Annotated in this window: 20 protein-coding genes; 5 read left to right on the top strand and 15 right to left on the bottom strand. The window is 38.8% G+C overall.

From position 1 onward, the window contains the following. The 8 genes from ADIARSV_RS09985 to ADIARSV_RS10020 all read right to left on the bottom strand — a co-directional run. The coding region (locus ADIARSV_RS09985) for a glycosyltransferase family 2 protein (RefSeq protein WP_040299712.1) at nucleotides 1–939 on the bottom strand (939 nt) is incomplete at its 3' end. Next, nucleotides 939–2,654, bottom strand: a complete 1,716-nt coding sequence (locus ADIARSV_RS09990; protein ID WP_016195378.1) for a carbamoyltransferase family protein — start codon at nucleotides 2,652–2,654, stop codon at nucleotides 939–941. The genes ADIARSV_RS09985 and ADIARSV_RS09990, both read right to left, overlap by 1 nt. Nucleotides 2,655–2,823: 169 nt before the next feature. Continuing rightward, nucleotides 2,824–3,063 carry a hypothetical protein gene (locus tag ADIARSV_RS09995; RefSeq protein WP_016195379.1) on the bottom strand — a complete coding sequence of 80 codons (240 nt, stop codon included), beginning with the start codon at nucleotides 3,061–3,063 and terminating at the stop codon, nucleotides 2,824–2,826. 55 nt (nucleotides 3,064–3,118) lie between these two features. After that, nucleotides 3,119–3,778, bottom strand: coding sequence for a DUF6766 family protein (locus tag ADIARSV_RS10000; protein ID WP_016195380.1), 660 nt, complete (start codon nucleotides 3,776–3,778; stop codon nucleotides 3,119–3,121). A gap of 3 nt (nucleotides 3,779–3,781) precedes the next feature. Then, on the bottom strand, nucleotides 3,782–5,704 hold the full coding sequence (gene glgB, locus ADIARSV_RS10005; protein ID WP_016195381.1) for a 1,4-alpha-glucan branching protein GlgB: 1,923 nt from the start codon (nucleotides 5,702–5,704) through the stop codon (nucleotides 3,782–3,784). A 10-nt stretch (nucleotides 5,705–5,714) separates the two neighbouring features. Beyond that, on the bottom strand, nucleotides 5,715–9,059 hold the full coding sequence (gene treS, locus ADIARSV_RS10010) for a maltose alpha-D-glucosyltransferase (protein WP_016195382.1): 3,345 nt from the start codon (nucleotides 9,057–9,059) through the stop codon (nucleotides 5,715–5,717). An 11-nt stretch (nucleotides 9,060–9,070) separates the two neighbouring features. Next, complete coding sequence (locus ADIARSV_RS10015; protein WP_016195383.1) at nucleotides 9,071–11,026, bottom strand: alpha-1,4-glucan--maltose-1-phosphate maltosyltransferase; 1,956 nt, start codon at nucleotides 11,024–11,026, stop codon at nucleotides 9,071–9,073. Between the two features lie 171 nt (nucleotides 11,027–11,197). After that, complete coding sequence (locus tag ADIARSV_RS10020; RefSeq protein WP_016195384.1) at nucleotides 11,198–11,950, bottom strand: YoaK family protein; 753 nt, start codon at nucleotides 11,948–11,950, stop codon at nucleotides 11,198–11,200. 168 nt (nucleotides 11,951–12,118) lie between these two features. Here ADIARSV_RS10020 and ADIARSV_RS21505 point away from each other — a divergent pair, with 168 nt between their 5' ends. Beyond that, the gene (locus ADIARSV_RS21505; protein ID WP_152439830.1) at nucleotides 12,119–12,562 is read left to right on the top strand and encodes a hypothetical protein; all 444 of its coding nucleotides are present in this window, start codon (nucleotides 12,119–12,121) and stop codon (nucleotides 12,560–12,562) included. An 85-nt stretch (nucleotides 12,563–12,647) separates the two neighbouring features. Here ADIARSV_RS21505 and ADIARSV_RS10030 read toward each other — a convergent pair whose 3' ends face one another. From ADIARSV_RS10030 to rfbF, 7 genes are all read right to left on the bottom strand, one after another. Continuing rightward, nucleotides 12,648–12,896, bottom strand: a complete 249-nt coding sequence (locus ADIARSV_RS10030; RefSeq protein ID WP_016195386.1) for a hypothetical protein — start codon at nucleotides 12,894–12,896, stop codon at nucleotides 12,648–12,650. A gap of 477 nt (nucleotides 12,897–13,373) precedes the next feature. Then, nucleotides 13,374–13,814, bottom strand: a complete 441-nt coding sequence (locus tag ADIARSV_RS10035; RefSeq protein WP_016195388.1) for an Hsp20/alpha crystallin family protein — start codon at nucleotides 13,812–13,814, stop codon at nucleotides 13,374–13,376. Nucleotides 13,815–13,991: 177 nt separating this feature from the next. Then, nucleotides 13,992–15,386: an exopolysaccharide biosynthesis polyprenyl glycosylphosphotransferase gene (locus ADIARSV_RS10040; protein WP_016195389.1), complete on the bottom strand. Its 1,395-nt coding sequence runs from the start codon at nucleotides 15,384–15,386 to the stop codon at nucleotides 13,992–13,994. Nucleotides 15,387–15,871: 485 nt separating this feature from the next. Then, the gene (locus ADIARSV_RS10045; protein WP_016195390.1) at nucleotides 15,872–17,194 is read right to left on the bottom strand and encodes an NAD(P)H-dependent oxidoreductase; all 1,323 of its coding nucleotides are present in this window, start codon (nucleotides 17,192–17,194) and stop codon (nucleotides 15,872–15,874) included. A gap of 117 nt (nucleotides 17,195–17,311) precedes the next feature. After that, entirely contained in the window at nucleotides 17,312–17,854 is a 543-nt protein-coding gene (rfbC, locus tag ADIARSV_RS10050; protein ID WP_016195391.1) for a dTDP-4-dehydrorhamnose 3,5-epimerase, read from the bottom strand. A gap of 9 nt (nucleotides 17,855–17,863) precedes the next feature. Further along, nucleotides 17,864–18,856 (bottom strand): NAD-dependent epimerase/dehydratase family protein, encoded by a 993-nt coding sequence (locus ADIARSV_RS10055; RefSeq protein ID WP_016195392.1) that lies wholly within the window; start codon nucleotides 18,854–18,856, stop codon nucleotides 17,864–17,866. A gap of 133 nt (nucleotides 18,857–18,989) precedes the next feature. After that, entirely contained in the window at nucleotides 18,990–19,793 is an 804-nt protein-coding gene (gene rfbF, locus ADIARSV_RS10060) for a glucose-1-phosphate cytidylyltransferase (RefSeq protein ID WP_016195393.1), read from the bottom strand. A 560-nt stretch (nucleotides 19,794–20,353) separates the two neighbouring features. Between rfbF and ADIARSV_RS10065 the strand changes: the two genes are divergently transcribed. The 4 genes from ADIARSV_RS10065 (at nucleotide 20,354) to ADIARSV_RS10080 (ending at nucleotide 26,360) form a co-directional block, all read left to right on the top strand. Beyond that, entirely contained in the window at nucleotides 20,354–21,115 is a 762-nt protein-coding gene (locus ADIARSV_RS10065; protein WP_016195394.1) for a polysaccharide biosynthesis/export family protein, read from the top strand. A 26-nt stretch (nucleotides 21,116–21,141) separates the two neighbouring features. Then, the gene (locus ADIARSV_RS10070) at nucleotides 21,142–23,514 is read left to right on the top strand and encodes a GumC family protein (RefSeq protein ID WP_016195395.1); all 2,373 of its coding nucleotides are present in this window, start codon (nucleotides 21,142–21,144) and stop codon (nucleotides 23,512–23,514) included. A gap of 175 nt (nucleotides 23,515–23,689) precedes the next feature. Next, entirely contained in the window at nucleotides 23,690–25,249 is a 1,560-nt protein-coding gene (locus tag ADIARSV_RS10075) for an MATE family efflux transporter (protein WP_016195396.1), read from the top strand. Nucleotides 25,250–25,388: 139 nt separating this feature from the next. Then, the gene (locus ADIARSV_RS10080; protein WP_016195397.1) at nucleotides 25,389–26,360 is read left to right on the top strand and encodes a hypothetical protein; all 972 of its coding nucleotides are present in this window, start codon (nucleotides 25,389–25,391) and stop codon (nucleotides 26,358–26,360) included. The last annotated feature ends 3 nt before the right edge of the window (nucleotides 26,361–26,363 follow it).

A 26,363-nucleotide genomic window follows, 5' to 3' on the forward strand; every position in this document is an offset into this window, starting at 1 on the left:
ATATAGTTGCCAGTAAACTGATAAAAAAGGGATAATTATAGATGTTACAATCATTTCAGCAACATGCTCCGGTGACCGTGAGGTAGAAGCTAATCGCCGAAGTACAAACAGAAGTACTAAAACAAACCAAATAGAAAAGCTGATTAAAGCTACAAGTCCTGATTTCATCAACACTGCGCCAACGCCTATAAAAACAGATACGATCATGGCGTAATAATCCCAGGGTGCTTTTGACTGAATTTTAGATTCATATAATTCCGGATACTTTTTATAAAGCAAGGCATTGTACATACCCTTTCGCTGTTCTTTGATACTGATCCCCCAGGGTGCTGTACGAACGGGATGGACAACAACAGCATTACTTACCTTTTTTAAGGGGATTTTATGCTGTATAATTTTGAAGTGCAGGTCACTATCTTCCCGCCATGCCTGCTCAAAACGCTCATCAAATCCTCCGGTTTCCCAAAGTGCCTTCTTCGTACAGGCACAGTTTGCCGTAATAAACTCTGCGGTTTCCAGATGAGCGGTATTACGCTCAAAGTCGGTAGGGTTTTCAGGTAAAGGAACAATTACCTGGCCACTTATCACGAGTTCTTCCTCATCATGATAGGCGGCCAGGAGTGAAGCCAGCCAATCCTGATCCGGAATGCAGTCATCATCGGTGAATGCTATTAACTCCCCACTTGCTTTCATCCATCCATAATTGCGGGCAGCAGCCGGCCCTTTTTTCTGGGGTAGCGGATAATAAGACACATTGGGATGAATAAAACCCGTCCACACTTCAATTGCATCAGCAGTATCAGGGTCCGGCCCATCACTTACAACAATAATTTCATAGGTACTCTTTCCAATAGATTGAGTTAAAAGCGCATTTAAACACCTGATCAGTAATTCGCTCCTCTTATACGTGGGCACTACGACAGATATATTCCTATTCATTATTTTTCAATTAAAAAAGAACCTATAATCAGCGCATCAAAAGGCGAAGACCAAAAACATTCTACAGCATCCCTTGGCGAAGAAACAATAGGTTTTCCGAGGGTATTGAAAGAAGTATTCACCAATACAGGCACACCTGTTTTCGCTTTAAATGCTTTTATCAGGTTGTAATACTGCGGATGTTGCGTACTGTTTACAGTTTGAATCCGCGCTGTTCCATCGGTGTGCCGCACTGCTGGAATCTGATCTGCTTTATCAGGTTTAACATCGTAAATAAATAACATAAAGGGCGAGTATTCTGCTCCTTCAAACCATTCATGGGCATCTTCTTCCAGCACTACGGGGGCAACGGGACGGAAGTCTTCCCTGTCCTTCACTTCATTTAAACGGGATTGCATTTTCGGACTGATGGGAGAAGCTAGTATAGAGCGACTTCCCAATGCCCTTGGGCCGAATTCCATCCTGCCCTGATACCAGCCTATAATTTTATCCTGAGCCAGTATTTCAGCACCTTCTTCGGCTACATTATCCAATTTACGATAAGGAACTTTAGCCCACTTAAGAAATTTCTCAATTTCATCATCGGTATATTCAGGACCCCAATACACATGATCCATGGTAAAGTCTTTCGTGGTACTTTTTCTTTCTTGCGCGTCAATCCATTCTGCAGCACCAAGAGCAGTGCCTGAATCGCCTGCAGCGGGTTGAATCCAGATATTCTTAAACGGACCCCGATCCCTGATCCGGGCATTTAATACACAATTTAAGGCCACGCCACCTGCCATACACAGATTGTCTTCTTTCGTTTCCTGATAGAGCCAGTTTGTTAATGCTAACACGGTTTCTTCCAGTACAAATTGCAGGGAATGTGCAATATTGAAATGGTGTGCGGTAAATTCTTCATGCCTTAGGCGTGTGGGACCAAAGCGCTCTTCAAACCGCTCATCGGTAATGGTATATTGCCCCTTTTCGCCAATAGTGATCATTTCCCGGAAGTCTTTTACAAACACCGGTTTCCCATATGAGGCCAGGGCCATCACTTTGTATTCATCCGAAGAGTGTAAAAATCCGAGGTAGGTCGTTAAACGCTCATAGAGCAAACCAAGCGAATGCGGCATTTGTACTTCTCCTATTCGGGTCATCTCATTGCCTTTTCCAATGCTATAGGTGGTTGTAGCACGTTCGCCACGTCCGTCCAAAGTAAGAATTGCGGCTTGAGAATACGGAGAAGGAAGGAAAGCACTTGCGGCATGTGCAATATGATGCTCTACGAAATGCCATTCAAAACTAGAAACTGTTGCACCTTTAAAGCGCTTTTGAAGATGATGCGGGTACCCATCTACAAGCTGAGAAGGGCCATTTAAGATAGAGGAAAGAAACAAAGGGTCCCATGGATTCAACCATTCAGTACTTGATGTACCACCGGGAATAAATGGAATCTCTATAGAATGAGCAGATTTAAACTGATCCGGAATAAGTAAATAAGGATCAAAGGAGTACGCCACATGGTCTACATCGCTTAAATTGATCTGGGCGATCTGCAGACAGTAATCAATAGCATGAAAGGGCAATTCCCAGGTAGAGAAAGGAACCGGCCTTTTGCCATGTTTAAAATGGGTGAAACGTTCGTCTTCAGCAGCAGCTAATAATATACCGTCTTTAATGATACATGCAGCGGAATCGTGGAACGCAGCATTAATGCCTAATGTGTACATAGTTTTCTTTTAAACGGAGTAGGAAGGATGTAGGAATGCCAGCAGTATTTACAGCACTGGAAAAAATAATAATACCTGGAAGTTATTTTAAAATAAAGAGTTTACTAATTAAGGCCAGTAAACAAGAATTTGGTTGAACAGATTTTTGTTTACTGATCCTATTTTAAGTTTAATCGTGACCTTCTAATTTTACAAGCTTGTTGTAAATTCCTAATAGAAGGAATGGAGCAGCCCATTGACCAACGAATAAAGCATTATGCCGTTTATGCATAATTTTCAATGTAAGCGAAACACCAATGGATGTTAGTGCAGCCCACAAAAACAGATCAGATGGGAGTTTGGCTGTTTGTTCTTCAATTTTACGGGCAACGGGCCCCTCTTTGTGTTCAGGATTTACGTTTTCTAACATAATGTTTTTCTTTAAGATGTAGATTATTAACACCTTAAAAATCATTTTGTTGATCTTATTTTCCTGTTTCTATATCAGAGGCATCTACTGGTTTTGATTCGGGAGATCCTTTTTGTCTCAGGTAGATGGTCAGGATTACAATAGAGGCTACTGAAAGAAATTCACTCTGCCAATTTTGAAAGGTTTCAAACCAAAAAGTGGATTCAGCTAGAAACTGAGCCAAGCTTTCCCGCAATTGGTGATGGATTTCCTGCTGTACATTGTTATCGATCCAGCTTCCGTATAAATGAAGACCCCAACTAATGAAAAATAAAATAAAGAAGGCTAAAGAAAGGGAGTAACTGTAAATATTCAGTATCCAACCGCCTTTTCTTACGGCCCAAGGTGAGTCTTTACCGGGTTTTGGATCACGGTCTACTTCTTCCTTTCCTTCCAGTTTTTTCGATTCGGCAGATCCTTGTTGTCTGAGGTGAATAGTTAACACAACATAAAGGGACATTTGTAAAAACTCACTTTGAAAGTTCTCAAAGGTGGCCGATATAAAATGGCCGGTTCCCAAATAAGCAAACAAGCTTAAAATGGGTACCTGTGCCTCTGATAAATCCTTATTGTGTTCTTTCCATCCGGTTAATGCCTGAGCGGCAAGGGTGATAATAAATAAGAATAAGAATACGATGGAAAGGCTATTTCTATAGAAATAACTGCGCTTGCTCATGACTTATTCCTCTGCATGTGAAAATTTCAAAACGATAACACCTAAGGGCGGTAATGTTAATGAGAGGGAATGTGTCTGGTCATGTGCAGGGATAGGAAATGCATCCAGCTCACCTGAGTTTAACACATCACTTCCTCCGTATTTTAAGGAATCTGAATTCAAAATTTCTTTGTAAAAGCCTCTCAAAGAAACGCCAATGCGGTAATTAGAACGAACTACCGGTGTAAAATTGGCTACAAAAATCAGGTCCTCCTCTATATTAATCCCTTTCCTGCGCCAACAAATTACACAGTTTTGATCGTCATTATTTGCAATCCACTCAAAGCCCTCATAGGTGAAATTATAGGTATACAGCGCCGGCTCATGGTATAGCATATTCAGGTCTTTAACCAGACTTTGTACGCCATTATTTAAGGGATGATGATTTTCGTGCCAGTCCAGACTAAAGTCATGCTGCCACTCATGACTTTGTGCAAATTCACCACCCATAAAGATCAGTTTAGCGCCTGGATGTCCATACATATACGCAAATAACAGCCTGAGATTGGCAAATTTCTGCCATTCATCCCCGGGCATCTTATTTAACAGGGATTGTTTACCATACACCACTTCGTCGTGAGATAAAGGAAGCGTAAATTTTTCAGTAAATGCATAAAGCAAACTGAAGGTGATTTGGCCTTGATGGTACTTTCTGTAAACGGGATCATTTTCGAAATAGTGAAGGGTATCATGCATCCATCCCATCATCCACTTCATATCAAAACCTAAACCACCTTCGTGTACAGGGTGCGTAACTCCCGGCCATGAAGTTGACTCTTCCGCAACGGTAATTACATCAGGGAAAGACTCATGTACAGCAGTATTAAGCTCTCTTAGGAAACTGATTGCTTCCAGATTTTCTCTGCCACCATATTGGTTGGGAATCCACTCCCCCTCCTCTCTGGAATAATCCAGATATAACATAGAAGCGACTGCATCAACGCGCAATCCATCAATATGAAATTGCTCCAGCCAGAAAAAGGCATTCGAAATCAGAAACTCCCTTACTTCATTCCGATCCAGATTAAAGATAAAGCTTTTCCAATCCGGGTGAAATCCTTTACGGGGGTCTGCGTATTCATAAAGATGAGATCCGTCAAAGTAACCTAATCCATGCTCATCAACAGGGAAATGAGAAGGTACCCAATCCAGTATAACGCCTATTCCTGCAAGATGCAGCTGGTCGACTAAAAATTTGAAGTCCTCCGGTGCACCAAAACGACTGGATGGCGCAAAATAACCAGTCACCTGATAACCCCATGACCCGTAAAAAGGATGCTCCATGATGGGCATAAATTCCACGTGGGTAAATCCCATATAGACACAATAATCAGGAAGTTGAGCTGCAATTTCACGGTAGGTTAAAAAAGATCCATCTTCAGTTGACCTTCTCCAGGATCCCAGGTGAACCTCATAAACAGAGATGGGTTTACTGAGTGCATTTTCTTTTTGGCGCTCCGTAACCCATTTAGCATCATTCCATGTATAAGCCTGATCCCAGGTAATAGAACTAGTATGCGGTGGAGTTTCCCAATGTAAGGCATAAGGATCACCCTTTTCTACTTTAAAACCATTGGGATTTTCAATGTAATATTTATAATATTCCGCATGTAAAACACCGGGAATAAAGAGCTCCCAGATTCCTGAACCATCCCAGCGCACATGCATAGGGTGACTGTTTTTATCCCATGAGTTGAAATTGCCTACTACGGTTACGTAACTGGCAGCGGGGGCCCAAACTGCAAAGTAAGTACCTTTTTCACCTTCGTGGTTCACTAGGTGAGATCCAAGTTTATTATAAAGATTATAATGTTTACCTGCTTTAAAAAGAGCTACATCAAAATCGGTAAACAATGAGAATGGAATGGATTGAAGAATGTCTGGCATGGTTAGTTAGTTAAACCTTTTGGATAAGCGGAACATTAAAATTTTTCATTATTGACTTAATACCACGCATGGGGACGATAACCCAATCAGGGCGATTATTCAGCTCGTAATTTAGCTCATATATTGCTTTTTGCAGCAGAAAAGTTTGCAAAAGAATTCCAAGACTTTCTTTGTCCTGAGGTATGAAATTTGCTCCCTGTACCTTTTGCAAATAGGATTGCATAAAAAAGCCACTCATATAATGATACCACTGTTCCACATGGGGTAATAATTTGTTAATATCTTCAGGTCTGATTTTTTTATCGATATATAAACTGCCATATGCAGCGTACTGAAACGAGCGAAGCATCCCTGTAACATCCCTAATGGGAGAATACTTCAGCCTTCTTTCACTGTAACTTTTTGCCGGCTCTCCCTCAAAGTCAAGAATTATAAAATCTTTACCCGTAAACAAAACCTGTCCTAAATGATAATCACCATGAATCCGAATCTTAGTTACCTCAATCTTTTGAGTGTACACACGTTTTAGTACGGTAAGTATTTCCTCTTTCATACCAAGAAGTTCGAGTGCTTCCTCTTTCAAACTTTCAGGCAGCTTCTTCATATTTTTGTTTAAACTCTGGAAAGCGACTCTGACCAGGGATTGCAGGGAAGAAAAAACAGAGCGCTGGTAATGAAGCGAGAAATCTTCAGATTTAAAAGAATCGAGTTTTTGTCCGGATGCTAAAGCAAGATGCATCTCGGCAGTGCGCAAGCCTAATAAGCGAACATTATCGGAAACCGGACCTTCCAGTAGACTTTTTAAATCATCTGGTACCTCATCATAGGGTACAGGCTCCAACAGGTTCCCCTTCAACTCTTTAATTACGGCATCTGCTTTAGGATTAGCCAGTATTTTTTCATTGTAATCGTTAAGACGGTCGAGCATATACGTCCAGCCATCACTATTACTGGAAACCATTTCCTGCATCATGCAGAGAACCATATTTCCTTTTGGAAACTTCCATTCCAAAGAGCCAACGAAAGCGGGAATATGCTTGAACTTAGCCTCATTCGTCAGGAAATGAATGATTTCCATATCTGCATTTATGGCCAGATCGACTTTCCGATAGATTTTGAGGAAGAAACAATTATCGTAGATGATGGAGGTATTACTTTGCTCGGCAGATAATACCCTTGGTTTTATTTTTTCGTGCGTACTCAGGTGTTTCTTAAGTGCCCTTGTAGCTTTAAAATCAAGCACTCCATTCTTTAAAGGCACATCCTGGTTATAAGCCATCCGTCGGATCAATACATCCTGAAGATTAAAACCATATATGGCATCATAAATAACACCCTCCAGCTCCCCTACTTTAATTTTTGCTATGATAGATTGGGGACAGCTTTCCTGAATTTTAAATGAAAACTGATCTTTTCCAAAGGCAATTGGCAATTGGTAGGTATCCGGAAGTCCATCCTGGTAAGAAACCTGAATGAGTAGAAAAATGGCACTGTCTTCAGCTAAAGGTACAACAGCAGAATCTGTTATTTCAATCCGCTCTATACCACGTCCTTTGCCTCCAAACCAACGCATGCGCATCAGGTAATCAGGGATAATATCCCGCTCCAGTTTATCCAGATTTGCCCTTTCGGTCAGGTCCTTCCATTTATCTACCTGCACCGTTTTTATTGCTCCAGGTTCGAGTGCATCAACACTTTCCTTTTGCATGATGAAACACAGGCAGGAATATCCATTCAGCATAAACACATAGGGCTGATCGGTTTTTACAAGCGGGAACCGGTTACGACTAAAGATCTCTACCGGGGCATATCCGGAATAAGAATCCAGATCTAACTCGGCTGACTGTGAAAAACGGGATAGATTGGAGACAATCAGAATGGTTTCGTCTTCGTAACAGCGGGTATAAGCCAAGACTTTTGCATTTTCAGAGTTGATAAACTTCATGTCACCCCGGCTTAGTGACTTATATTTCTTGCGCATACTGATAATCCGCTTCATCCACCATAACAAGGAAGAGGTATTATTAGATTGCAGTTCCACGTTTACTGTCCCGAAGTGATATTGTGGATCAAGGATCATTGGAAGGTATAACTGCTGGGGGTTTGCATTTGAGAAACCACCGTTCCGATCGGCATCCCATTGCATAGGGGTCCTCACGCCGTCTCTATCGCCTAAATAGAAGTTATCACCCATACCAATTTCATCCCCGTAATAAATAACAGGGGTTCCCGGAAGGGTAAAAAGTAAGGAGTTGAGGAGTTCGATTTTACTTCGATTGTTCTCCAGGAGAGGAGCAAGACGATGCCTGATACCTAAATTAATTCTTGCTTTAGGGTCTTTTACGTATACTTTGTACATGTAATCCCTTTCTTCATCGGTAACCATTTCCAGCGTCAGCTCATCATGATTCCTCAGGAAAATAGCCCATTGGCAGGTATCAGGAATGGCAGGTGTCTGATCGAAAATATCGGTGATCGGGTAACGGTCTTCCATCTGAACCGCCATGAACATCCGTGGCATAACCGGGAAATGGTAGTTCATCTGGCACTCATCGCCATTGCCGAAATAAGAGGCAGAATCTTCAGGCCACATGTTTGCTTCCGCTAAGAGCAGCGTTCCGGGAAAGTTTTCATCTACATACTTCCTGAGTTTTTTAAGAAACACATGGGTTTCGGGCAAGTTTTCGCAGTTCGTACCATCGCGTTCGAAGAGGTAGGGCACAGCGTCGAGCCTAAAACCATCTACGCCCATTTTACACCAATAGTTAATCATCTTGAATACTTCATCCTGTACGGCAGGGTTATCAAAATTCAGATCCGGTTGGTGAAAGAAGAAACGGTGCCAATAGTATTGTTTCGCTACAGCGTCCCATGTCCAGTTGGAAGCTTCGAAGTCCTGAAAGATAATCCTCGCGTCTTTGTATTGCTTGGGATCATCTGTCCACACATAATAATCGCGCAAGGCAGATCCTTTAGGTGCATTCCTTGCCTTTTGAAACCAGGGATGCTGATCGGAAGTATGGTTGATGACTAATTCGGTAATTACTCTCAGATTTCGCTTATGGGCCTCTTTTAGAAACAAGCGAAATTCCCTTATCGTGCCATACGAAGGGTTAATGTTGTAGTAGTCGGCAATGTCGTATCCATCATCTCGTAGTGGCGACGGGTAAAAAGGCAACAGCCAGATGGCAGTAATACCAAGGTCCTGCAGATAATCCAATTTCTGCATCAATCCTTGAAAGTCGCCTATACCATCTGAATTTCCATCATTAAAGGCTTTGATATGGAGCTCATAGATCACTGCATCTTTATACCAATGCAGCTTTTCGTCTAATTGTATCTTTTTATCAGGCATAGATTCCCGGATTAATTGTATGGTTCTAGTTTAAAAATATGAGCAGGCATTTCATAAGGATTCAGTTGAACGTAATTCCATTCATCCTGCCAGGTGTAAGTACTACCACTTAGCAAGTCTTTTAATCGATACTGGTTTCCAGGTTTGATTCCCAAATGATCTGCCGGCAACTTAATGTGTGCGCCTTGAAGATTAAATACATCCAGATTAACTACGACAAGGATGATATTACCCGATTCCGGATCTTTCTTTGCGTAACTGATGATCTGGTCATTGGTGGTTTCTGCAAAGGCAATGTTCCATGTCGTTTGAAGGGCTGTATTCTGATGCCTTATTTTATTTATGCGGGTGATTATTTCTTTGATTCGTGTATAACGATCCCAATCCCAATGTTTGAGTTCATACTTCTCATTGTTGGTATACTCTTCCTTTCCAGGGTGGGTTGTGTTGATGCCAAATTCATAAACCGGCCCATAGATTCCGTAGTTGGAGGAAAGTGTAGACGCAAGGATAATCCGCATGATATGTGCGTTTTCCCCTCCTGATGCTAATTCGGGAGGAAGTATATCTGGTGTATTGGGCCAGAAATTGGGTCTAAAAAAGAACCGCATCTGGGAATTAACCAGTTCATTCATATATTCTTCAATATCGTGCTTGGTATTACGCCAGGTGAAATAGGTGTATGACTGCGTAAAGCCAGCTTTTCCAAGTCGTTCCATTAACCTTGGTCGGGTAAATGCCTCTGCCAGGAAGATGACATCAGGATATTTCTTCCTTATTCCGGCAATCATCCATTCCCAAAAGAGAAAAGCTTTGGTATGTGGATTATCAATTCTGAAAATACGTACCCCTTGATCTATCCAGTACAAGATTACATCCTGAAGTTCCTGCCATAGGTCTTTCCAATCTTCTGTTTCAAAGTTGATTGGGAGAATATCTTCGTACTTTTTAGGGGGATTTTCTGCATATTGTACAGATCCATCAGGGCGCCACTTAAACCATTGGGGATGATCTTTTACATAAGGATGATCGGGTGCACATTGGTAAGCGATATCCATTGCGATTTCAATCCCTGTTTTCTTAGCCTCTTCTACTAACGTCTTGAAATCTTCTAGAGATCCCAGTTCAGGATGGATGTCCTTATGCCCACCGGTTCGGTTTCCTATGGCCCATGGTGATCCTGGATCTTCTGCTGTAGCCACAAGTGAGTTATTCTTTCCTTTCCGGTTTTTCTCCCCAATAGGATGAATGGGAGGGAAATACAAAACATCAAAGCCCATTTTGGCTACCCGTGGCAAGAGTTTTTGTACATCCTGAAAGGTTCCATGTTCGCCTTGGGCTGCTGATGCTGACCGGGGAAAAAGCTCATACCAGGAACTAAAAGCTGCTTTTTTACGCTCGGTTTCTATTTCGTGCTGCGGGGACAGGCTGATTAGATTCTCGTCCTTGTAACTTCGTACCACTTCAGTGAGTTCAGTATTCATGGCCAGAACAACTCCATCCTCCTGACTGATTGGATCTTTTAAAGCACTAATCCAAAAGTCTATTTGTGCCTTTTCTATTTTAGAGACCTTCAGCTGAGCTTGTTCAATTAAGTCCGCACCAATCTGCAGGTCGACGCTTAAGTCCTGCCCTGCCGCTTGTTTTTTCTTAAGTCCCTTTTGCCAGGTAATAAAGTGATCCACCCATCCCTGTACTTTGAACGTGTAAAAGCCTTGTTTGTCGGTTTTTAGCTGATATGCCCAACGATCATTGATGATGTGACTCATCGGATATTCTACCCAATCGGGATCATCTATATGTCTGACCAGCACGCTAGCAGCAATCTCATCATGTCCGTCGCTGAAGATATCAGCAGAAATAGTGATGTACTCGTCCACTGCAGACTTAGCAGGATATTGTCCCCCTTCTACTACCGGAGAAACGTTACTTATAATTACTCTTCTTCGGCCTTTGGAATCAACCATGTAGTTTAGTTTAATTAATTAGAAATTGCCTGCAGGACAGGTCCACAATAATTCAAAGTGACAACCAAGTTGCTATAAGAAAAGTTTGAATAGAAAAGAGGAAAATTAATATGGTTAATTCTGAACTATCTTGAAAAGGTTAGAAAATTCATTTAGAAGAGTAATTAAAGATTACCGGCGGTAAAAAGAGTGTAAGCCTCTTTTACTCTTCACTCTACGAAAAAAGAGAACGGTTTTGAAACGAAACATATCATAAATCATGACAGCCATCAAGATAAATGCAGGCAGGTAAAAGGTATGGTAGTAATACCGTTTAAAGAGTAGACCTCCTGCAATGCCTCCAAAAAAGAAGAAAAAGATAATCACTAAATAAAGCATGATCTTGGGACGAAGAGCTGCCTTAGTTTTAACATCGCCATAGATAGACTTTGCCAGGGCGATCCCCAGATCAGTAAACATACCCGTCAAATGTGTGGTTCGAACTACTGAGCCGGAAATTTCGGATACTAAGGCATTTTGCAGACCCATAGCAAACAGTAGGCTACCACCAAAAATCTCGGTGCTGACAATAGAATAATCGAAGTCGTAACCAAAATACCCAACCAGGAGAAGAATAATTATTTCGACGATTATAGGAACCGTAAAAGCAAAACGTTTGTTATTGGTGGTGAGCCTTAACCAAAGACTGGAAAAGAAGGCGCCTGCAAGAAATGTGAGCATCCATAGGCCAATCATACGTGCAGAAGAAAAATTACCATTGGAAAGCTGATCTGCAAAAACAGCCACATGGCCGGTTACATTCGTGGTTAAAATGCCAAAAGCGATAAAACCAGTGACATTTACTACTCCTGCACTCATACACAACAATAGAGCTAATCGGATATTATTTTTATGGGTTCTGCGTTGTCCGGTATGATGAAACATTATTATTTGCAAAGGTAGCAAAGCAGAAGGTAAAAAAAAATGATACTGATCAATAAGCTTTTATCCGATTTGAATAGTAATTAGTACACTTAAATTGCCCTTTAAGCATATTTTCATATTGGCATAATTTTAGTTAATAATGTGTATCTACTTATAAATTAAAATATTATGAAAAAGCGATTAATTTTGGCGACAACATTAGCATTTGGAGGATTGATTTCCCTAAGTGCGTCAACAGCAAAAGGAAGTACATTGGGTCATATTTTAGTACAGGATACGGTTAAAAAAACCGATTCAAGTTTAACAAATCCATCCACTGCTCCTTTACCTATGGATTCTACAAATACACGGAAACCAGTTCCTAGCAGTACACCAATTCCTAATAGGACTCCTACAACTACTGATCCAATGAGAAGACCAGTACCAAGTCCTACTAATCCTACAGATCCAGGAACAAATACGACTAGCCCAACTCCTACTCCACAAACACCAACAAGTTCTCCAAGTCCTACTGCGACACCTTTGCCAAATTCTACAAGTCCTGGTAGTCCATCAAATCCTACGACTCCAACAACAAGCCCTACAGGTTCAACAACAAGTCCAACTCCATAACCGTATATTAAAAAAGCCAGAACCAATAGCTATTGAGTCTGGCTTTTTTAATATACGGTTATTATTATTCAAGTTGAAATAAATTTTATTTTTTAGCTTCTACTTCAAACATTACTTTTTCACGCACAATACCTTTTGAAGCATCAATTTGCATTTCGGAATCCTTACTTTTAACACTTACATTTTCAATCAGGGTATTTTTTGCATCATTAATGGGTATCAGCTTATCAGCAGATATCTCTGCATTATCAAGCGTCCAATTAACTAGAGGAGATTCAGGGATTTTATTACTTTTAATAAACTGAGATGCCCGTTCGACAATGATGTCCTTCATAAATATATTCCGGAATGCCGGGTCAACGCATCAACAGCTCTTGGTGGAAAGCGACTAGCCAGATCGCCCATATGCACCGCACTCCCCAGCAACCATTAGCATAAATACAGGCTCCCAATGACATCACTTCGATCCCTTCATTACGGGTAAAAACTGCGGGACGGTAATCCTCTACTTCGGAACTGAAATGCAGTTCTGCCCCCTTAATACGTCCCGTTTTCCATACACCCTTGGGTTATCAGCACAGTGCCTCCCCCTTTTTTATTTACCTGATCAATGGTAGCCTGGATCCACAATAAAAAGGTCCGTTTAAGTACTATAGAACTTCCAATTGAGTGATTGCTATAGTCCATTTATATCTGAATGGATAAAATAAGCATGGTTGGGGGAAATGGCCTTTCAAAAAAAACCTTCCTCAAATGTTTTTGAGAAAGGTTTCCATATTTTATATTAAACAGCTTAGTGCAAGACAATAATCTAGTTTATTTCAATTTTTTTAATACTGTTTTGTATTTCGTCCTTTTTAGCTACATATATAGAAAGTACGCCATCTAGATACTTTGCTTCAATTCCTGCGTCATCAGCACTTTCAGGTAATGAGAATGAACGAACAAAAGATTGGTAGCTAAACTCGCGTTTATTGTAGAACTTATCTTGTTCTTTTTGTTCTGACTTTTGCTCTACAGTAATGGTGAGTATTTTCTTATCGAGTTGAACACTAAAATCTTCCTTTTTTAAACCCGGAGCAGCAAGTTCAATTAAATATTTATCCTGTTGCTCACTAATGTTTACTGCAGGAACCCTTGAAACCATTCTGTCGGATAAAACAGAATCGTTAAATACAGTTTCAAACAAATCATTAAATACAGGTGCTAATACGTTGCCTCTGTTTCCGTTAGTTAATTTAATTAGTGACATTTTCAATCCTCCTTTATAAATTACTTTATATTAATTGTTCTAAAATTAATACCAGTAAATCAAAGTAAATGCCATTTTTTAAATTTCAACTAACTAATTATATTGGATTAAAGAGATCGGATATTTTTACAGTTTAAGCAAATCAAATTGTCATTTTTTTATGAAAAAATGGCAGTATTAATAAGCGCGATCTTCCTTTTTAAAAGTATTGATCACGGTTAACAAAACAATTTTCACATCCAATGAAAGGCGCCAGCTTTCCATATACATTAAATCATATTCAACCCTTTTTCGCATCAGTTCGGGGTCCTCTGTTTCTCCGCGGTATCCATTCACTTGGGCAAGTCCGCTGATTCCTGGTTTAAGAAACTGGCGAACCATATACTGATCAATTATAGCACTATATTGTTCGGTGTGTTTTAACATATGAGGACGTGGACCGATAACACTCATGTTACCTATCAGCACGTTAAAAAATTGGGGAAGTTCATCAATACTGGTACGTCGCATGAATCTTCCGATTGGGGTAATCCGATCATCATCCTTGGTAGCCTGCTTATTGTTACTATCGTTGTTCATCCGCATGCTTCTAAACTTGTAACAACCAAAGGTTTCGTTGTTCCTTCCACTTCGGGGTTGTTTAAAAAAAACAGGGCCCTTACTTTGCCATTTAATAAGAATAGCCAGAATAGGCACCAGCCAGCTAAGCAGAAAAACGATAACAAAGCTGCTGAAGAATATATCAAAAAGGCGCTTTCTGAACCTGTTTCTTATGATTTCCAAAGGTTCATGACGCAAGCTAATTACCGTAAACTGCCCCATGTGCTCAGTGGTATAAGACATCGACAAACTACCCATTAAGTCAGGTACTATATTTAATCGAACACAAGCTTTTTCTGCCTCTTCATCCAGCGCATGGGCATACTTCAAATGCTGATGATTCAAAATGATGTATATGTCGTTTATCCCATTTGATGCGCAATCTAAAAACACCTCTGAAACTATGGATGACAACTTATTGTTTTTCTTATCAATCAAATCGCTATCGCTATCAAATTTAAATCCACGGAAATGATAGTTTTGGTCCATTTCAAGACTTGATGCCAATCGAAGACCCATATTATTTTTGGGAATTATTAATACCGGACGCCTGACATTTAAATATCTGAACATCCCTAATTCAACAAATGCTGCGGCCAGTCTGCTTATAAAAAACATAATACCCAAGCAGCTATAGTATGCAATAATAAAATCAGAAGGCACAAATCGTCTTATTCCTGAAAAGAACAAATAAAAACCCATTAATACAAAGTGTGCTAAGTAGGCTTTAAAGCATGATTTAAATATGGTTCTTAAATTAAGTAACCTGTCTTTCCGATACATACCGAAAAAACTGGATAAAAAAAGCCATACTATATTATTGATGAGTATAATATTTTTGTGAGACCCTTGAAATGAGGCAGGATTAATTCCAAAAACAAGATACCATGCAAAAAAGAAAGCACAATTTATAACCAAAAGGTCTGTTATAATAAGCAGATAATGCAGTATGTAAGAATAGCGTGTTTTCATTAAAATCTTAGACAGTAGGCGAAGAAGACAACTTCTGATTCAAATATATCAATGTTATTTTAGATATATGAATAAGTTGAGGTGGTTATACAACTATTATTTCTTGTTAAGCAAGGAAGGTAATTGGTTGATTTTCAATATTCAGCTTGACTGAATGAGCGCTATAGGATTTATAAAATTAATTTCCTCTATTTCTTTCAGATGGAATCCCAGCTTTTTATCTAGGTTGCAATATTAATAATAACACCGGTATTTGATAGATTAAACAAACACCCAATGTTATTATTAAGTTATTAAAGGAGAATCATGATACGTAATTTAGATTCTGTTAGAAATCGTTAATAATCAAAATCTCTTACGTAAGCTAAACACGCAACCCCTATAAGTACTAAAGTGATACCAGATAGGAGAATAATCCGGATATTTCGTAAAACAAAATTTTTAGTCATAATAATATAGGGTTAATGAGGTTAGCTAATTCATTTTTATGATAACAATGTGCTGGGATTAGCAGCTACATGGAAGTATTCATTTTGCTCTTTACGTAGCTGATCAATAAGCCTTCCTTCTGGCAAGATTACATCATCGTAAGTAAGCGCTTGATCTTTTGGTATATCATTTTTCAAAACACAACCCTCGGCTACACCAATAGGTAAAAGATTTTCCAATTCTGTTATGTTGGCATTTTCGCAAACACCATATGTCATATAATGACCTATCCCGTCAATGACATCTCCGCTTTTCAGATCGACTTTTGCAATGGCTACAACTTCAACACATGGGGCTCCAAGAGGGGCTAATGCGGCATCATGGAACAATACTGCCCTGGCGACAGTTAATGGCACCTCAAAATGACATAAATGATAAGGAGTGTAAAATAAATATAAAGGACCTTCACCTAGCTTATACAGATTCAGGTAATGTTGCTGAATGGGATGATCATGTGTACCCAGGACAAATACGCCCGGACCGGGATCAGCACCTACAACATAATCAACTATGCCGGGACCGTTTATCAAGTCCTCTAAGGGGTATGAATTTAAGATATCCTTCAGCGGAGTGCCCGATGGAACTGATGGTCCATGCATGCCTCGTTTGGCCACTCGCATACCCGTGCCATTGGCTACAATAGCCTGCTCAAAGGAGATTTTACTTCCATCTGCAAAGGAGGCTACCATTGCAGGCTTTTGTCCCCATTTTTTAGCAAATGCCTCTTGGGTAGTTGGATTCCTGTAGGGATCATGAAGTCCTTTTATATTACCACAAAGTACAGGTTTGACGCCTAATGACTTAACGAAGCGGAATAAATTCATCTCTACACCAGGTTGATCACCATCAACATTAGTAAAAATAACACCAGCCTGATCGGCATACACTTTTAGGATAGGTCCAACCGTACCGTCGACCTCTGCATCCATCAAAATAATGTGTTTTTTATTCTTAATGGTGCGCAGTGCTATTTGAGCTCCAAACTCAACTGCTCCGGTGACTTCAATGATAGCATCTATACCTTCAGCCTGACACAGCAGCATGGCGTCACCTGTAATACTATATTTACCATCACGAATATTATCTTCCAGTTCGGTAAGGGAAGTTATTTCGTGTACTTCTGATACACCCGCTTCAGTGTAGGCATGTCTAGCCTTATCAATTGTACGGTTAGCAATGGCCACTAATTCCATTCCAGGCACATAATTACATATTTGAAGTGCAATACCCCGGCCCATAAATCCGGCTCCTACCATGCCTACTCTAATTGGTTTATTTTCTGCTTGACGTTTAGCAAGCGCAGTGTCTACAATGATCATGAGATTTAATTTCGTAAAATAATGATTATTAATTTCCTGAAGCTTTGACTTTAATACCTCTTGAGCTCTTTTGGCTCCATTAGCTCAGGATTTAGATGTATCTTAAATTCAGATCAGCTAAGAAGGATAAACACCTTCAAGAAGAGGATGAGCTAAATCTTTTTCTGATACAAGAACAGGTTGAATCGGCCATACAATCTGGATAGCAGGATCATCATAACGGAAGCCACGTTCAGCACCTGGAATATAACCTTGAGTAACCTGATACGTGACATCTGTATGGTCCTGTAAGGTGATAAATCCATGAGCAAATCCCTCTGGAACATAGAGCATCCTGTAACTATCGGCGGTTAGTTCTACACCTATCCATTCTTTATAGGTAGCTGAATTTTCACGCATATCTATGATCACATCACAAATTGCACCTCTTGTACAACGAACCAGTTTGGTTTCTTCATAGGGAGCTACCTGCATATGCATTCCCCTTAGTGTTCCTTTTATCTTATTATAACTGACATTAGACTGCTCAATTGAGGTATTTAGACCATAAGATTTAAATTCTTCCTTACAGTAAGAGCGGCCAAAAAAGCCTCTCTCATCTTCCAATCTCTTCACATCAATAATATATGCACCTTTCAATTTGGTTTCTGAAAATATCATTTTATATGCTTAAAGGGTTTGTGTAATAGTTTCCGGACTTGGTATTGATTTTACGTTATGGTTCCACTCCAAGTCATCGTTTAGCAATCCACTCTCCTGAAGTTTGGTCAGAACCATTAACCGCATTAAAAGCGAATCACGGAATCCAGCATCAGCAAAGTTCATGGCAATCAGGCCTTCATATAATTCGCGAATGGTTTGTTGTAAGGTATATATCGGTTGATGATCAGGAGCTAACTGTTTAAAAAGATCAAAATTAACACGATAAGAGCGTTTGTCAGGAGCTGCATCTTTATTTAGCACGACACTTGTGCCCGGAATAACAGCAATTACAGCTTCAGCAATCTCCTTAACCTGATAATTCCATTCCTTGCAACCTGCATTAACGGCAAGAAATTCCCCTCCATTATCTGCATTTCTGGTCACTGCCCACTCCATTGCACGGGCCATATCCTTTACATGTATAAGTGGACGCCAAGGACTTCCATCACTTAATATATTAATTTGTCCGGATGTAACCGCTCCGGCAACAAAGTCATTAAGCACCAGATCCAGTCTTAATCTACTACTCATTCCACAAGCAGTAGCAAAACGCAGACAGGTAATAGTAAAGTTTTCATCTGCCAGTTGTTCTAAATCAAACTCTGTAGAAACTTTTGATTTCGCATAAGCAGTAAGCGGATTTAGTTCAGAAGTTTCTGTTTTAGGAGCATCTCCGGCAGCGCCATATACACTACAGCTTGATGCAAATACAAATGAGCTTGCTCCAGCGGCTTTTGCCATTTCAGCAAGCTTTACAGAGGATTTATAGTTCACATCAAAGGTCATTTTTTCATATCTTGATCCCATTGGATCATTTGAAATTGCGGCTAAGTGAATAACAGCATCTACACCTTCAAGTACGTCCTGAGTTATTTTCCTGACATCACCAAACAGTTGTACATCAAGATAATATTCGGGTAAGATTAAGACATTTGTTAAAGAAGATGCAAAATAAGCCATGTCATATCCTATTAAGGTGGCTTGCGGGAATTTTTACGTAACTGAGTCACTACACCGGGGCCTACATAACCCATGTTTCCCGTGATTAAGATTTTCATATATTGTTTTTTATATAAAAAGATGAATTGAAAATTTAATATCTTACTGGTGCCTTAGACATTATTTTATGATACCATGGTGCATTTCCAGCTTGCCACATTTCTTCTAAAACCATTCGATCACGAAGTGTGTCCATCGGTTGCCAGAAGCCATTATGACGATATGCAGACAGCTCTCCTTGTTTGGTCAGATTCTCCATAGATTCACGTTCCCAAATAGAATCATCATCCTGTATAAAATCAAATACAGCAGATTCTAATACAAAAAACCCTCCATTGATCCAGGGCATATCATCACCATTAGGTTTTTCCTGAAAGTGAGTTACTTTAGTATCTTCTGCTGCAAGATTAAAGGCACCAAACCTACCAGGTTGTTGTACGGCAGTAAGTGTAGCCATTGTTCCCTGTAACCGGTGATAAGCGATCACAGCATCAATATCAACATCACTCAACCCATCACCATAGGTCATACAAAATGTTTCCTCCCCTACGTATTCCCTTACACGTTTTAAACGACCACCTGTCATTGTATTTTGACCAGTATTCACTAAGGTCACCTTCCATGGTTCGGTATGGCTTTTATGAACCACCATACTATTATTGCTCATATCAAACGTAACGTCAGAATTATGTAAGAAGTAATTAGCAAAATATTCTTTAATTACATCTCCTTTATAACCACAACATATAATGAAGTCATTTATTCCATGAGAAGAATAAAGTTTCATAATATGCCATAAAATGGGTTTGCCACCAATTTCGACCATTGGTTTAGGCCTGGTACCACTTTCTTCGCTTATTCTTGAACCATAACCGCCTGCTAATATTACTGCTTTCATAAATTGATAAGTATAAATGTTATTGTATAGCTCTTTGATTTCGAAATAAAGTTAAACGGAGTTGAGCATAAAAAAGCAACACTTATGGTACATGAATACAAAAATGTAAAATACTGAGAAGCAGAGAGAAAAGGTCTTTACAACTATTTTCCTCCTATATCAAAAAGAAAGGAAATATACCTTTAAACATCTATCTAAGTACTTAATTATATGGAGTAAATAAATAACTGAATTAAGCATTGTGTAAAAAAGCACTTAAAATATACGCTCCTAAATCAACTTTTTAATATAAAGCCCAACAAGCTAGTTTTATAAGTATTACTTGCCTAATATTTTACATATAATATTTTTTTGTGTAAAATAATATGAAAATCAGGGCAAATTATTTTCGCAAATTTACATAACCCTCACAACCCTATTAAGTTATATAGAATAAGCTTTTTTTTAAGCTAATTTTGAGATTACTAATGTTATAAGTTTTGAGTCTAAACCATTCCCTATAATAGCCACTGTGTAAGTGGAGGGGCGAAGCTGTAGGTTATTTAAAATTACTTCTTATTATGTATAAAATTCCTATCTTATTATCTTGCTTATTATTCTTAATCTCAGGCTGCAGTTATAAAGGTGTACCCTATTTTCAGGATCTTAATAATACATCTCCAGTTAAAGAAACAATTGGGAATTACCAAGAACTTACTGTACAACCTGAGGATATCATCGGGATAAGTGTGAGCAGTCTCAATTCGGAAGCCTCATCTGTGTTCAACTACAACCTGAACACCATCACCGGAACTTCTCAAATTAGTCCTAACAACCCGATAGTTGGTTACCTTGTTGATGAAAAGGGTGCCATACAGCTTCCATTAATAGGAAACCTGAAGGTCTCAGGTTTAACATTGTCGTCCATAAGAGAGACCATACAAAGTAGACTTAATGAGTACTTAAAGCAACCGGTAGTAAATATACGCCTGATCAATTTCAAAGTATCCGTTATGGGAGATGTGCTAAGACCAGGAGTGTATCCTGTACAAAATCAACGGATCAGTATTGCTGAAGCTTTGACTATGGCAGGAGACTTGAATATTACAGCCTTGCGTAATAATGTAGTACTGATACGTGAAAGTGGTGGTAACAGGGAATATATACGTATAGATCTTACATCAAAAAAACTATTTAATTCCCCCTATTATTACTTAAAAACTAATGACATTTTATATGTCCAGCCAGGCAGAAACAAATTTGCAAGTGTCGACAATAGTTATAGGAATATAGGCATTTTAATATCAGCCCTTTCTATTGTGGCTATACTCCTAACGCGTTAATATCTATTACTTATAATATTCGTCTTATGAATAATATTGAAAATGTTCCGTTATCTCACTTTGTTGAAAAGGAAGAAGAAAGCAGTTCTAAAAACTTTGGAGAAACGATACTCAGATATTTATATTACTGGCCATTATTTTTAGTGTGTATTATCAGCACGCTAGCAGTGGCATATGTTTATCTGCATTATGCAAAACCTGAGTATTTAGTAAAAGCCAAGTTGTTAATTAAGGTCGAAAAAGATTCACCGAACTCCGGCTCCACATTAAACGAAATAATTAACCCCTACCAAAGTGGCAAAAGTGTTGAAAATGAAATAGAAATTATTAAATCTCGTTCCATTATCAGTCAGGTAGTAAAAAACCTGGATCTATGGGTTAATTATACTGAAAAAAAGAGAATTGTAGATGAGGATTTATATGGCATATCGCCTGTTAAGTTTTATTTAAAACGCAACAACACTGATTTCGAATCTAAGAATCTCAACATTGTCATTGAAAATTCAGACTTCTTTTCATTAAAGGAAGATGATGGGACTGTTAAACGACTATCCTTCAACGATTCCTTCCGAAACAACTTCGGTTCCTGGAGATTATCAAAAACAGCGGATTTTAATAAATATATAGGTAAATCTATTCAAATAAACGTGACTGATCCAGAGTTGGCAACGGATAAATTACTAAGCCGGATTAAAGCAGCGGAGATCAATAAAAATGCATCTATAGTTGAATTAACCCTTCAGGAAAGTGTACTTAAAAGAGGAAAAGATATCCTCAATCAGTTAATTGTTCAATATAATTATGCCTCAGCAAAAGAGAAAGACCGGGTTGCAGGAACGGCTCTGAAGTTTATAGATGACCGCTTGTCCTCACTTACCGGCGAATTAAATTCAGTAGAGAAAGAGGTTGAAGGCTTTAGAAGCAGTCGTGGGCTAACTGATATATCATCTGAGTCAAAGTTGTACCTTGAAAATGTAAAGAATAACGATGATCACCTCAATGAAGTAGATGTACAACTTAATGTAATCAGGGAATTAGAACGATATGTAAGTTCACCAGACAATGTTAACGGTGCTACTCCCTCTACAATAGGAATTTCAGATCCAGGACTAACTGCCTATGTGAGCCGACTCATTGATCTGCAGCTTCAGTATCAAAAGCTGATGGGTACTCTTCCTGAGAAAAACCCTGCATTTGATCCCTTGAAACAACAAATTTCAAGCACAAAAGATGCTATTAAACAAAACATTCGCAACATCAAATCTTCCTTACTTTCTACCCGCAGACAGTTGGAATCATTCAACTCTGGTTTTGAAGGTTCTATACGAAGTTTACCTAGTGATGAACGCCAGCTCGTTAGCATTCAACGTCAGCAAAGTATAAAGGAAAATCTGTATCTCTACTTATTACAAAAAAGGGAAGAGGCTGCTTTAAGTCACGCTTCCACACTTGCTTTTAGTCAGACGGTAGATAGTGCTTATCTGGATACTTATAAAAAGCCCCTTACCTATTCCCTTGCATTAGTAATAGGCATACTTATTCCATCTCTTCTGCTGTTTGGAAAAGAACTCTTTAACAATAAAATATCCTCTACCGAACAGATCGAACATACAGGAGTCCCTGTTACAGCTGAACTGATATATGAATATTCAAAATCACCAATTGTCGTTCATAACAAGAGTCGCTTTGCCATCGGTGAACAATTCAGGTCACTCCGAACTAACCTGTTATATTTACATGAAAAGAAAAAGAGCGGACGAGTAACGCTAGTTACATCCAGCATATCTGGTGAAGGCAAAAGCTTTGTAACAAGCAACCTTGGTGTAGCACTTGCTGCATCCGGCAGAAAAACATTAATCCTGGAGTTAGACTTGCGAAAACCTAAGATCGCTAAAAACTTCAACCTGCAGGAAGGATTAGGATTAAGTGATTTTTTAAAAGGCCATGCCTCAATAAATCAAATCATTACACCTTCATCCATGCATCCTAATCTGTTTTTTATAGGTACAGGCACACTTCCTGATAATCCTTCAGAATTACTGGAGCAAATTGAAATCGATGAACTGGTAGAATGGTTGCGTTCCGACTATGATGACATTTTAATAGATACACCTCCAATATTTCTTGTTACGGATGCGATGATTTTATCCCGTTTAGCCGATGCAGCACTGTATGTGATCAGGCAAAATTATTCGTATAAAAAGCATCTTAATTTTATTAAAAAAATCTATAAAGAGCATAAATTACCAAAATTACAGGTTGTGTTTAACGCTATACAAAAACGAGGTGACTCTCGTTACGGTTACGAATATTATGCAGCAATGAGTGAACATAAAAAAACAAATATTCATTCTATTTTCAGGGAAGTTTCTAACCGGCTCTTATTAAGTAATACCTAGTAACGTAACCCAAAAAGAGCAATAGTTTAGAATTCCATTTGATCAGGATGAAAGCACAGAACTTTCACTAATATCCTCTTCTACAAAATGTTTCTTATCAAATATCGCTGATTATTATCCGGTGATTAACTGGTAACATTTAAGTTCCAAAAGATGATATTAATTAAATTTTAGTATGGGTGCGGCCAACAGGGTAGTTAAAAATACAGGCATCTTATATGCCAAAATGGGCATTACAGTATTCATGTCCCTATACACCACCCGATTAATTTTAGGGTCCTTAGGTGTAGCTGATTTTGGTATCTTTTCTTTGATAGGTGGAGCAATTGCCATGCTGACTTTTCTAAATACGGCAATGGCTGCTACTACGCAAAGATTCATGTCATTTGCTGAAGGAGTAGGCGACAAATTAAAACAGCAAAGCATTTTTAATGTAAGCGTCATATTGCATATATGTATTGCCGTATTGGTTTTAATTATACTGGAAGTAGTTGGCTACTTTCTATTTAAGGGGGTTTTTAAGATCCCTTTAGACCGGTTATACAGCGCTAAAGTTATTTACCAATTCATGATTGTAAGTACATTATTTACAATCGTTTCGGTTCCTTACGATGCTGTAATCAATGCACATGAAAACATGTGGCTTTATTCCATCATTGGTATATTAGAATCCGTTCTAAAATTAGGCACAGCATTTTATGTTGTAAAAACTTCTTATGATAAGCTAATTGTCTATGGTCTTTTAACAGCGATACTGACTGTTATCCTGTTGATTGTTCGGAGAATCTATTGCAAGAGGAAATATGCAGAGTGCGAAATAAATTTCAAAGTCTACTTTGATAAGTCTATTTTTAAAGACCTGACTAAATTTGCTGCCTGGGCATTTTTAGGATCATCAACCAGTATATTAGCCTTTTATGGCCAGGGCATTGTGTTAAATAGCTTCTTTGGAACAGCAATCAATACCACACAGGGTATTACGAATCAAGTAAGCGGACAGTTAAGCGCCTTTGCAGGAACCATGCTAAAAGCATTAAATCCTGTTATTGGCAAAAGTGAAGGAGCTGGAGATCGATCATTAATGCTTAGAGCATCCATGATGGGAAGTAAAATATCATTCTTTCTCCTGATGTTCTTTTTCATTCCTGTCATGCTTGAAACACCTTATATTTTTCACTTATGGTTAAAAGACGTCCCTGCATACACGGTTATATTTTGTAGGTTACTTTTAATTAAAAATCTAATTGATCAACTGTTTATTACATTGGCAACATCCATATCGGCAACGGGTAAAATAAAGAAGTTTCAAATCTATTCGTCTATCCTTTATTGTTTTCCATTAGTGGTTTCCATTATCTTTTTCAAAATGGGATATCCACCTTATACACTATATGTAATCTTCATTATTCACGCCACTATATCTTCTTGTGTGACCCTTCATTTTGCCAAAGTAAATTGCGATTTGTCCATTTCTTACTTTTTAAAAAGCGTAGTGTTACGGTGTGTTGGATCTTATTTGTTGGTATTACTATTATCAGCAATCCCTCTATTCATCATCCCTGATCCAAGTATATTACGTCTCTTACTTGTTGTTTCTTTAAGTTCAGTATTATTTCTTTTAGCGATATGGTTTATAGGGTTCACTACTGAAGAACGCTTAGGAGTATCAAATTTTCTTCATTTACTACTTGGCAAAATACTTCCTAAAAAATCAGTTAGCGTATCTGAAGTTTAATGTGTTTCAGAAATAACACCCATTTCAAAGATCAAGGCACGATATGCTTTAATTTAAAGGACCGCCTAAAGTTCCTAATCTAATGAATAGTAGCAATGAACTTCATTTTAACGAGAGCGCATTTTTATTGTAATTAAATATGAATAATAACATCATTACAGGCTTAAAAATAGCCAGAAAGATTTACATGAAGTTATTTCAATCCAGAGCAACGCTATATGGATCTCAGGTTAATATGCTACAAAATGATGATGCTAATGCGTTGATTATTGATAAGCTAAATAGTCCTGATCCAATTATGATTGCACGCTTCGGGGCCGTTGAATTATCCTTAATTGCCAATTACACCAGCATGAATAATGGCAAAAAAAATCAACACATTGATTTTATAAAAGGAAATTCTGAAGCATTCTGGTGGGAAAAAAACACCATGGCATTAATGGCTGAAACAGCAGGTTTTTTCCCTATTGAACCCCCTATGCTGGAGAAATTTGCTTTACTAATGCTTAATGACATGAAGCTGGTTGACGTTCTGGGTTCATGGCTCTGGCAAGAAAAATTGTTTAAACCTGAGCTAGCAGGTGCTACCCGAGTTCCCTTAGCGGACCTGGAGCCCTATTACCATGAACACCCATGGTCATTGGCCCTTAAAGACAAGAAAGTTTTGGTTATTCACCCCTTTGCAAAAAGCATAACGGAGCAGTATAAAAAGAAGGATTTATTATTTAATGGAGCCAAAGTACTTCCTGATTTTGAATTGATCACATTACAAGCCATACAATCTGTTGCCAACACACAAACTCGTTTTGCGAATTGGTTTGAAGCCCTTAACTATATGAAAGATCAAATAGATACAATTGATTTCGATGTGGCTATTATAGGTTGTGGTGCTTATGGTTTTCCTCTTGCTGCTCATGTAAAAAGATTAGGTAAAAAGGCAGTGCATCTTGGTGGGGCCACACAAAATCTATTTGGCATAAAAGGTAAAAGATGGGAGACTCAAAAAGCACATAGCCGCATAGCGGGGATGATGAATGAACACTGGATCAGGCCACAACAAGTTGAAACCCCTGAGAAAAGTCAAAGTGTAGAAGGTGGAGCTTACTGGTAAATA

Origin of the sequence: Arcticibacter svalbardensis MN12-7, from assembly GCF_000403135.1 — a bacterium.
GTDB lineage: Bacteria > Bacteroidota > Bacteroidia > Sphingobacteriales > Sphingobacteriaceae > Arcticibacter > Arcticibacter svalbardensis.